The 10,981-nt window shown below is 53.8% G+C and carries 7 protein-coding genes; all 7 read left to right on the top strand.

The window, feature by feature from the left end:
- Nucleotides 1-1,132, top strand: a 1,132-nt coding sequence (gene sprA, locus Q0X57_RS05455; RefSeq protein ID WP_297728747.1) for a cell surface protein SprA, incomplete at its 5' end; no start/stop codon positions are given.
- Between the two features lie 402 nt (nucleotides 1,133-1,534).
- On the top strand, nucleotides 1,535-3,949 hold the full coding sequence (locus tag Q0X57_RS05450) for an outer membrane beta-barrel family protein (RefSeq protein WP_297728745.1): 2,415 nt from the start codon (nucleotides 1,535-1,537) through the stop codon (nucleotides 3,947-3,949).
- A 71-nt stretch (nucleotides 3,950-4,020) separates the two neighbouring features.
- Entirely contained in the window at nucleotides 4,021-6,522 is a 2,502-nt protein-coding gene (locus Q0X57_RS05445) for a TonB-dependent receptor (RefSeq protein ID WP_297728742.1), read from the top strand.
- A gap of 49 nt (nucleotides 6,523-6,571) precedes the next feature.
- On the top strand, nucleotides 6,572-8,896 hold the full coding sequence (locus tag Q0X57_RS05440) for an outer membrane beta-barrel protein (protein WP_297728740.1): 2,325 nt from the start codon (nucleotides 6,572-6,574) through the stop codon (nucleotides 8,894-8,896).
- A 168-nt stretch (nucleotides 8,897-9,064) separates the two neighbouring features.
- Nucleotides 9,065-9,739 (top strand): phosphatidylserine decarboxylase family protein, encoded by a 675-nt coding sequence (locus Q0X57_RS05435; RefSeq protein ID WP_297728737.1) that lies wholly within the window; start codon nucleotides 9,065-9,067, stop codon nucleotides 9,737-9,739.
- 39 nt (nucleotides 9,740-9,778) lie between these two features.
- Nucleotides 9,779-10,540 carry a CDP-alcohol phosphatidyltransferase family protein gene (locus Q0X57_RS05430; protein WP_297728734.1) on the top strand — a complete coding sequence of 254 codons (762 nt, stop codon included), beginning with the start codon at nucleotides 9,779-9,781 and terminating at the stop codon, nucleotides 10,538-10,540.
- A 22-nt stretch (nucleotides 10,541-10,562) separates the two neighbouring features.
- Nucleotides 10,563-10,844: a DUF4834 family protein gene (locus Q0X57_RS05425; RefSeq protein WP_297728731.1), complete on the top strand. Its 282-nt coding sequence runs from the start codon at nucleotides 10,563-10,565 to the stop codon at nucleotides 10,842-10,844.
- Nucleotides 10,845-10,981 lie beyond the last annotated feature (137 nt).

The raw sequence follows: 10,981 nt of genomic DNA, 5'->3' as shown, positions 1-10,981 counted from the left end.
CACCTGGGACTATCACACCAATAGAGCGGTGCAGACGCAGTATATGTTTGAGGGTGCTCCCGAGACTTACAGCGGTACCTTTACCGCCGGAACCATCGGACTCAAGGGCTTCTTCGCCAGTGCCAATGCCAGCAATGGCTACAAGACCAGTACCTTTGACAATCTCCTCAGCTACCAGCAGGAGATGGTGCAGCGATTGACCAACCAGTACAACGCTATCGCTGGAGCAGATGCTCCCGAGGTGCGGCCCAATAGTCCCGATGTACTGATCCCCGCCTTCATCGCTGCCTATACGGCTCGTGGTCTAGACGGAGCGACGCCTTTCCACTCGATCTGGCGCACCCTTCCCAACTGGAGCATCACCTACACGGGGCTAACAAAGATTCCCGCACTGGCAGACCTCTTCCGCAACTTCTCCCTCTCCCACACCTATCGCAATAGTTATAGTGTGGCGAACTACAACTCCTTCATCTCCTGGCAACCGATCGAGCAGCAGCTACGCATGGGCTACATAGAGATGCCCGCCGACGGTGCCTCTGGTGGCGCAAATGGCATGCGTCGTGTCGCCTCCTCGCCTTACGACATCACGCAGGTCTCCATTCGTGAGTCCTTTGCACCGCTCATTGGCGTAGAGATGACCTTGCAAAGTGGATTGGGACTCAACGCTCGCTGGAATAAGTCGCGAGACCTGATGCTCAACCTCACCTCCTTCCAGGTCATCGAAAACAGCCGCAACGAGATCTCCGTCGGGATCAACTACAAGATCGATGACTTCAGCAAGCTCATCGGCATCAAGCGTCGGGCACCTCAGCGTACGGGAGCACAGGCGCAGGGTGGCAAAAAGGAGAATCCGCTCTTTGCCTCGGGCGGTGCTATGACCCTGCGCTGCGAGTACTCGTACAATCACTCCTCAATGCTCATTCGCAAGATACAGGAAGCCTTCACGCAGGCGACCAATGGCAATGTGGCGCACGTCATCAAGCTCAGTGCTGACTACGCACTCAGCCGTATGCTCACCATACGAGGCTACTTTGACTGGAATATGAATCACCCGCTCGTGAGCACCGCCTCCTTCCCCGTGAACAATACCTCCTTTGGCGTCGCCCTCCGCATCAGTCTCACGCAGCAGTAATACAACCTCTACGGAGGAAATCGTGAATTCCTCCGTGGAAGTCTTTGATTTTCCAGTGAGGGACGGAAAAACTCTTCGGAACTTTCATTTCATTCTTCCGAAGTTTCATTTCATTCTTCCGAACTTTTATTTCGCCCCTCCGTGGAGAATTCTCATTTTCTCCCTGGCGGTTTCCAAATACCTCGGGAGAGTTCCGAATCATCGTGAATGTAAAAGCACTCAGAGTCCGACCGTATCGCTACGTAGTGGTGTTTGGGGCAGACATCCCTCAGTTCTCGTCCTGGGCAGCTCCTAGTAGAGTGCTTATAATGCGTCAGCCCTGAGGTAGCGTAGGCGGGTCGGGCGGTTTTACATATATTTGCTACGGCTTACTGCAGAATTACGACATATACACGACACACTATGCGACATATACGAACGATCAAGAGAGTACTATACTTAGCCATCGGGCTAATCATATGGAGCGTCACCGCCTCGGCGCAGACGACGGGGAGCGCCATCACGGGAAGCGTCCAAGATGCCAATGGGGTGCTCGAGGGTGCCTCCGTCTTCCTCGTGAAGGATCGGGAGACGCAGGAGATTGTGCAGTTTGCTGTGAGTGACGCTGCGGGACACTTTACGATGAATGCGCCTGCTGGACAGTACATCTTCGGCGTGAGCTACCTCGGCTATGCGATGCACACGGAGGAGATTAACCTTACGGGGAAACCGCTTGACCTAGGCTCCATTACCCTGGAGACGAGTAGCGAGGAACTCCAGACGGTGGTCGTGCGGGGGCAGATCGTCGGGGTGCGAACCCGACCCGATGGCTTTACGGTCGATGTGCGCAAGATACGAGAGCGCAGCAACGATGCCTTAGACTTGCTCAAGCATATACCGAAGGTGCAGGTGAAGGGCAATCAGCTCAGCATCCTGGGCAAGGAGCAGGTCTTGGTCAAGATAGGCAATGTCTTGCAGCGTGTCGACGCTTCGGAGATTGCTGGTCTCCTCAAAGGGTACGATGCGGGGCTGATAGACCGTGTGGAGGTGATTACGCAGCCGCCACTCAGGTACGACCCAGACGGCAATACGGCGATGATTATCCTGCACACCTCCTCCCTCTTTAAGGAGTATATGGGCGGGGTGATTGGCACTGAGGGCATGTTTGCCAATAAGGATAACTTCCGCTACGGAGGCTACGGTTCGCTGCTCTACAATCGGCGAGGGCTCTTTGCCTCAATAGCGCCTTCGATCAATGCCAACGGAACGGACAATCTAGAGGATGTTACCTACGAGGCGAAAGATTATCGCTACCACACTTATACGCCCTCGGTGGGTCGCTACGACTATATGGGTGTGCGTGGCACGCTACAGTACGCCTATGGGGAGAAAAGCCTAGTGGGCGTGGCGCTCTCGTGGAATAGGAAGAAGCACCGTAACCTCTTTGAGAGCCAAGAGACGACCACGCAGCCGAGCGCTCCAGAGCGTGTCGTGGAGAATAGCAACGCCTACCTAGCTACCGAGCCACGCATCACGGCGACCGCTTACTGGGAGGCAACCTTCGGGGAGCGGGGTGGACAGCTCTGGAGCGAGCTGTCGTACTTTAACTTAACAAACGGTTCGCAGACTACTTACGAAGGTCGGGCATTGGCTCAGAGCGACCCTTTTTTAGCCTATCGTGAGGAGAGCAATCTGCACACCTCGGGGGCACACCTAAGCAGCGACTATGCGATCTACTTAGATGGAGACAAGCGTTACCTCCTAGAGACAGGGCTCAAGGGCGCTTGGAGTGGTACTGCCAATCATCGGGCGCACAGCGATGTGGTGAGTCCGCATCCGCTCATACAGCAGCGCAACGATATAGTTTGGCAGGAGTGGAGCCTCTCGCCTTACGTCAGCGGTACGCTTCGCCTGAGCGACCAGTGGTGGATGCGCCTAGGGGTGCGCTACCTCGGGGTCAAGTCACATCTGGCACAGCAGGGGCAAGCAACGACCACGATCCCAGACCTAAATCGCTATGATGACGCTTGGCTCCCGATGCTACATGCCAGCTACACCCCCTCGCCAAGGCATCAGCTGACGCTCACGGTCAATAGCTCCATCGTGGAGCCTAAGTTTAGAGACCTCAACCCCTTCGTCTGGCAGGTCAATGAGCGCACCTTTTATCAGGGGAATGCGCAGCTTCGTCCTGAGCTACGCTACTTGCTGGGGGTTGGCTACACCTTCGACCAATCCCTCTCTATCCGAGGACGCTTGCGAAGAGGGCTACGGCTGATGACTCCTATCTCAACTCTGCAGGGCGAGCGGGTCTACACGCAGATGGAGAATGCGCAAAACAGTCTCTTCCTAGGAGCTGAGGCGGGCTACTACTTCGACAAGCTCCGCTGGATGAGTGCCAACCTTGAGGCGTACTATGGCCGAAGCCTTTATACCTCGACATTGCCACAGCTTCCGCCTAAGATGACGGGCAGTGAGTGGGGCGTCAGTGGCTACCTAGACTTCACTTTCAACGAGAGCCGCACCTGGACTGGCTTCCTCTCGGGCGAGTTCACGGGACGGCAGAAGACGACGGTCGTCACGCTGGAGCCGCAGTACAATCTAGGACTCGGTATGAGCTACTTCCTCTTGGATAGACGGCTCGCTATCTCTATTGCTGGACTAAACCTCCTAGTCTCGAACTATAAGGGGGTGAGCCAGTACGATGGCTACAGCGTCTCCTTCGACAATAGCTACGACAACCCGACGCTCTACCTCTCGATCTCCTACAAGTTCTCCAACGGCAAGGACACCTCCTCCACCCGCAGCCAAGGCGCCCAAGACATCGAGCGCCGCTTCTAGCAATTACCCTTTTAGCTCTTGTGAAACAAGAAAAAACTTCCGACCTTTGTCTCTGTAACAGTAATCGTCAAATGAAACGTCTATTATCAACCCTTCTCCGCAAAGCCCTTCTCGTGATGGGGCTATTGCTTGTCGCACTATTTGCCTCGGCGCAGACATCTCCTTGTCAGATCAGTGGCGTCGTTATGGACTCCGTACGTCACGAGGCGATAGCCTACGCTACGATTGAGTACAAACTTTTAGATGAGCAGTTGACAGGCGGGGTAGCAGCCAATGAGGAGGGACACTTCCAGATGGCACTGCTCCGTATGGGTAGCTACCAGTTGACGATTAGGTCGATTGGCTTTCAGACTAAGCAAATGCGAGTCACGGCGCAGGCGGGACAGAACAATCTAGACACGATCTACCTAGCCCCCGATGCTCAGACTCTAGACGAGGTGCAGGTGGTGGCGCGTCGCAAGCTCATCAAGCTTTCTCCCAAAGGCTTGACCTATGATATGAAAAACGACGTCTTGGCTCAGACCGACAATCTCCTCTTTGCCCTGCGCAAGGTGCCCCTCGTCACTGTAGATGGAGAGGGAAATATACGTGTCAAGGGGTCGTCAAACTTCTCCGTCTACATCAACGGCTCGCCCTCTCGTGTTGCCTCGATGAACCCCACGGAGGTTCTGCGAGGCATCCCCGCCAGTAGCGTCAAGGGTATAGAGGTGATCACACAGGTAGATGCTCGCTACGACGCTTCTGCTGGAGATGCTATCATCAATATCATCACTGAGAGCAAGAGCCTAGATGGGTACAGCGGACTAATCTCTCTGATGGGCTCTACAATCCCCAATATCAATGGCACCTCAAGTCTGACTCTCACTAAGGGTAAGCTTAGCGTAGCGCTCAACTACAACTATGACTATACGCGTCATAAGGATCAGCCTGTGGATATATCTAGACGCACATTCCAAGGGGATAAGACGACCAGCCTCTTCAAGTCCACCGCGGTGGCTGGGAGTAACAACGATGGTGTCTTCCAAAACCATGTCGGTAGCTTGATGGGAGAGTACGCCATAGATAGCCTGAATAGCCTCTACGCTGATGGGCACCTCTTCGTCTCATCGGTCTACTCTACAGGGCTCTCTCAGCAAACTTTCGATCGTCCTAATGAGCCTACACGATATGCCACGTCGCTCAATCAGATGCGCTTGACCTCTGGCTCTGTAGAGGGTAACCTTATTTATCGCAATCTCTATGCAGCGGACAAGCAGCCCCGCTTCTCGATAGGTTATCGCTACGCTTACAACCCAGACCTGAGGTACAAGGAGTGGACTGAGCGTCAGTACCGAGATGGCTTCACCAGCTGGGAGAGCTCTCCCTATGATGAGACACGACGTATGGAGCGTTCACGCGGAGGTCTGAGCGAGCATGCCCTACAGAGCGACTATCAGTTCATTTGGAGCGGAGGACACGCTCTGCAGGTAGGTGTCAAGGAGGTGCTACGACTGGGTAGCTCTCGCCCTGAGTACCATCTCTGGAACGAAGGCAAGGGCGACTGGCAAGAGGTGAATAACCCGCTCTACCGTCAGGGAGACATGAGTCAGCTGCAGAGCCTTACGTCAGCTTATGCCAACTACGCTTGGCAGGGTGAACGCTTCGCTCTCTCCGCTGGAGCACGAGGCACGCTGGTCTATGACAAGATAACTTTCTCGCAAAACAGTGAGGGAGACTTTCACAAGACGGGCATAGACCTGATCCCTACGGCTACGCTCTCCTACATGCTCACTGACCGCCAGCAGCTCTTCCTCTCTTACAAGATGAGCCCTATCCGTCCCTCTATCTGGCGTCTCAATCCTTATCGAAGTCAGGTGACAACCTACGACATCTCTTTTGGCAATCCTTACTTGCAGTCGGAGCTACATCACAATGTAGACCTCTCCTATACAATCTTTTCGAACCAACTCTACCTCAGTCTAACGACGGGCTATGAGCAAACCAACAATGCGATTATGTCCGTGAGGTATAGAGACCCCAAAAGTCCAGAGATACTGTATCATACCTTTGCTAATGCAGGCTTGCACCGTGTGCCGAACGCTTCGCTTTGGATGAACTGGCGTCCTATCATGCCCCTCTCGCTTACGTTCTTTTGGAGTTGTAGGTATCACCTCTTCGACTATCCTAGTGAAGGACTCTCTCAGCGGAACTGGGAGAATATGCTGTCAGCCAATGTGGATGTCACGCTCCCCAAGTCGTGGTACCTAGGAGCTTCGTGGTACTACTATGCCAATCCGCCGACACTCCGCACGACCTACTCATACAGCCATGGGTATAGCTTCTACCTGAAGAAGAGCTTCTGGGACGACAAGCTGGATCTAACCTTGACGGCTCAGCACCCCTTCTCGAAATACATACGCTTCGAGACGAAGCAGTGGGGTGATGACTTCGAGTATAACCAAAGGAATATGATCCAAGCGCGTGCTATCGGTCTAAAGATCACGTACAACTTCAACTCGGGCAAGAGCCGCAAAGTGACGCGCAACGAGTCTCTCGCCACCTCCGACCTAGACCAGAGGACAGGTGTGCAGTAGTATTTTAGCAAAGCATTTCGCAGATAATAATAACAAGTCAAGTTTTCGAATGAAGAAGGTAGTTTTCGTCCTCCTGCTCGTTATCGCGGGACAATGGCTTAGCGCACAGAAAGGCGCTTACGAAGTTAAGGGAAGCGTCTCCGACAGTAGCGGAGAGTCGATCATCGGTGCTACGATCACGCTACAGAGCGACACGACAGCGACGACGCTGACGGGAGCGGTGAGCAATGCGCAGGGAGCTTATGCGCTACGCTTGCCCGCTTGTGGAACCTATCTCATAGAGGTGCGCTGTATCGGCTACAAGACGCAGCAACGCAGGGTGACGATCACTCAGCCTACCACGCAGTTGGACTTCACACTAGAGGAAAACAGCGTTGAGCTCTCTGAGGTTGAGGTGGTCGCCAAGCACACGAAGCTGCAGTCGAATGGCAATATCCGTGTACAGTTTAAGGGCAACCCCGTAACTAAGGGAAAGTCTATGTTGGAAGCCTTGCGCTTCATTCCCTCCGTCGAGGTGACTGGCAACCAGCTCCTACTCAACGGCAAGGAGGACAACCTCATCTACATCGGAGACCAGCAGATTACGTTGCAACAGCTGAACTCGATACCGACCTCTATGATAGACCACATTGAGGTGGTGCCTAATCCAGGCGTTTCGCTAGGACAGCAGATCAAGGGCGGAATCATCTACATCACGCTAAGAACGGAGGCGGGACTTCTTGGATCGGTGAGCTTGCGGACGCAGTTTGACCAGAGAGGCTTTGTCGATGGGATGCCCTCGCTCTTTCTGCAGTACACCAAGGCTGGTGTCTCGCTATACAACACGCTACGTGGTGGCGGGGGACGCTACACTACGCTGTATGAACGACAAAACAAGTACCAGGGCGAAGCCTCTAGTCTCGTCACCACGATGAGTCACAGCAAGAATAGAGACTATGCCGTGCTAGACAACTTCGGCGTTAAGTATCAGATCAATAAGCAGCACACGCTGGGCGTCTTTGGCGGTGTGATATACGACCGTCCCAAGGCGGAGACGCTTCTAGAGGATGGCGCAGGGCAAACGCTCCTGACACAAGGGTACGACCAGCGCATTCTGAATCTCAATGGCGGTGTGAGCTATGCCGCACGGCTGGCCGTATGCGAGGGACTGGGCATCGCCTCTACAGTGAGCTATAGCCACTCGCAGAGCGACGGATCGGCTTACTACTCGACCAATGAGGGGGAGCTGGCAGAGAGCAAGAGCAGGACGCACTATCTGACCTTTCACCCAAGAGCTACACTGGTCTTTGCAGGAGGCAATCAGCTCACAGGTGGGCTCTCTTATAACTATGGGCTGGACGACAACGATGCGGGCGGGGTGAGTAGTGGCACGTTGCCTCAGATCATTCATCGGCAGTTTGCGATCTCAGGCTTTGACCTATCGCCTTATCTAGAGTACAGCAAGATGCTGACCCAGCGGCTCTACCTACAGGTGGGCTTGCGCTATCAGACGACGGTGGTGCACTACCGAGACTTACTCAATGCGCAGAACGATTACACTGTGCCAAATCGGGGGCTTTATCCTAACCTGCTCCTGCAGTATATGCTTAACCCCGCGAAGGCTTCGGGGATAGGCGTGGCATACCGCCATTTCTTCTCGCTACCCAACTACGGTTACTATTCGCCCGTGGCGACTTACCTGACGAAGAATCTCTACAGTATCGGTAATCAGCGACTTAAGCAGGAAACATTTGACGAGGCGGAGGTCAACTACTTCCTCAACCGTGATTGGCAGTTTACCTATCGGGTGCGCTACGGTCGCAACATCATTCAGATTATGACCTATAAGGACGAGACAGCTCCCGACCTTTACTATACGCAGCCAAGCAATGTGGGGAGTCGCTGGAGCCACTACGCATCGGGGACGTTCAATAAGAGCCTCTTCCCCTTCTGGCGAACGAATAATATCCTCTACCTGCGCTATGATCAAGAGCAAATGCCTGGGCGGTCGGTACAAAGCTTCTCGGTGGGTGGCACCTCAACGCATCAGTTTACTATCACCAAGATGGTTGGTCTGAGCGTAGCCTTCAGCGGTGAGACAGCTCGTCAGCAACTCGGCTACACCCTCGGCGGTCGCTACGGACTGGACTTAGGTTGCTACGCCTCACTGCTACACGATCAGTTGCAATTCAGTCTCTCGCTGAGTAATCTCCTCCACAGTAGGGATCGGATCACGATGAGGATGGGTGATACGACCGAGCAGCTTCGTCTCAACCTCTCGCCACGTCGGCGACTGGTGCTGACCATCTCGTATGCCTTCTCAGCTGGTGACCAAGTTAAGCCCGTACGCACCGAAAGCGCAGCGACGCTCTCACTCGAGCGACCCGTCTTGTAGTGGCACAGTGCGTCTATGCGTCCCCGTAGCGGGCTACACGTTGGATCGTTACTCGGGATATTTGGACTAATTCCTTTGAGGTAATGGGGAGTGGGGTAGAGCTTTGGGGGCTATTTTGTATCTTTGCCTATCATAATTACTGCCGATTCCTATTCTACTTAATCCATAATGAAAAAGGTACGACTACATCGCGAGGGGGTGGGACTCCTCGTCTCTTTCTTTCTCATACTGACGTTGGCTTGCTGGGCAACCTTTGTCTTTGTCCCCTTTAAGGGAGTATTTATCTTGACCCTGCTGGTGTCGCTCACGGTGATGGGGCTAGCGCTAAACTTCTTTCGCTTCCCCAGGCGTAGCAATAGCGAGGCGGGCAATAGACGCCTCATCGTAGCACCAGCCGATGGCAAGGTGGTGGTCATGGAGGAGGTCGAGGAGCCTGAACTGCTGGGACGACGCTGTCTCAAGCTCTCGATCTTTATGTCGCTCTACAATGTGCATGCTAACTGGGTCGCCTGCAATGGTACGATCACTCATGTGGAGCATCAGAGCGGTGCTTACTACAAGGCGTTTCTCCCTAAGAGTAGCGTGCTCAATGAGCGGTCGGCGGTGATCATCCGTACGGATGGTGGCCATGAAGTGCTAGAGCGTCAGATCGCTGGTGCTGTGGCACGACGTATCGTCACTTACCCGAAGGTGGGCGACGAGGTGACGGTCGAGGACTTCCTCGGCTTCATCAAGTTTGGCTCACGCATTGACCTTTACCTGCCACTGGGTACGGAGATAGCGATCAAGATAGGCGACGAAGTGGTGGGCGGTGAGACAACGCTGGGCTATCTGCCCCAGTAGGCACGCTTCTTGCTGTATGAAGATCAAAACCTCGTTGTCATGATAAAACGACTAATCCCCAATCTCCTAACGCTGTGCAACATCCTCTCGGGTGCGGCAGCGATCATTTCGATCCTATATTATAAGGAGTACCAGATGGGTGCCATCTGGATTGCTGTGGGTGCTTTCTTTGACCTGCTCGATGGTATGGTAGCGCGGCTCTTGCATGCGACCTCTCCGATAGGCGCTGATCTAGACTCGCTCTCAGATGTGGTCACCTTTGGCCTAGCGCCTGCACTGCTAGCTCTCTGCACGATGGAGGGGAGACTCTTGGCAAGTGGCTACGTAGCGTCTACGGCTCTGATGATGTCGCTACCTTTTCTTCTGATCCTGCCGTTTGCAGCCTACCGCTTGGCACTCTTTAATAATGATACGGGGACGAGCAACTACTTCCGTGGGCTACCGGTGCCCGCCTCTGCGCTTTTGTGGATCGGCATCTCGCTCTCCACTTGCGCCTGTGCGGTGGATACGCTTTCGCTAGTGACTGGCTATGGGCTACTCCTCCTCTCCTGTATCCTGATGGTGAGCCGTGTGCCGATGCTCTCGCTGAAGCATCTAGGTGCACAGATGAAAGCATCTCACGGTACGGTCATCCTCATCGCATGGGGCGCTATCCTAGTCCCTGCAGGCTGTATCTATATGTGGCTGGGCTCCGTGGCGAGTACGCTACGCCTAGCGATGCTGCTCTATATCATCGTCTCGCTCGCCATCGGTCGGCAGATCAAGAGCAATTCGGACGCTATCGATGCCGCTCAACAATAACACCTTAATCTAGACCCGACACATGGAATTCATATTTGGTCTGATCCTCGTCATAGGACTTACGTACCTGCTCATTAGATACTTTGCGCCTCGCATATTGTACTGGATGGTGAGACGCTACATACAGCAGGGTGATCCGCACACTAAGTCACGAAAAGCGCCACGCAAGGGGTGGCACTCTGCCACCTCACAGCAAAGCTCAGAGGATGCACAGTCACAGCAGGGCAAGCTGGATATGAAGGATATAGCGAAGAAGAAGTTTGAGAAAGACCAAGGGGAGTACGTAGACTTTGAGGAGGAGTAATCCGCTTATGGCTTATCTGTGACACAAGATGAACTTATCTACCTACGTCACTATCAAGGAAATTGAACGATCCCTCGGGGGCGCTTTTTGATTTTCCAGCGAGGAACGAACAAATTCTTCGGAACTTTCATTTCATT

The organism is uncultured Porphyromonas sp., assembly GCF_947254915.1.
Lineage (GTDB): Bacteria > Bacteroidota > Bacteroidia > Bacteroidales > Porphyromonadaceae > Porphyromonas.
The sequence above is the reverse complement of the archived record's forward strand: the minus strand, read 5'-3'. Positions and strand labels throughout refer to the sequence as shown.

What these genes read in the sequence shown, in the direction of transcription:
- Q0X57_RS05430 (WP_297728734.1), top strand. Translation starts at nt 9,779, where the DNA reads ATGATAAAACGACTAATCCCCAATCTCCTAACGCTGTGCAACATCCTC.
- Q0X57_RS05445 (WP_297728742.1), top strand. Translation starts at nt 4,021, where the DNA reads ATGAAACGTCTATTATCAACCCTTCTCCGCAAAGCCCTTCTCGTGATG.
- Q0X57_RS05425 (WP_297728731.1), top strand. Translation starts at nt 10,563, where the DNA reads ATGGAATTCATATTTGGTCTGATCCTCGTCATAGGACTTACGTACCTG.
- Q0X57_RS05450 (WP_297728745.1), top strand. Translation starts at nt 1,535, where the DNA reads ATGCGACATATACGAACGATCAAGAGAGTACTATACTTAGCCATCGGG.
- Q0X57_RS05440 (WP_297728740.1), top strand. Translation starts at nt 6,572, where the DNA reads ATGAAGAAGGTAGTTTTCGTCCTCCTGCTCGTTATCGCGGGACAATGG.
- Q0X57_RS05435 (WP_297728737.1), top strand. Translation starts at nt 9,065, where the DNA reads ATGAAAAAGGTACGACTACATCGCGAGGGGGTGGGACTCCTCGTCTCT.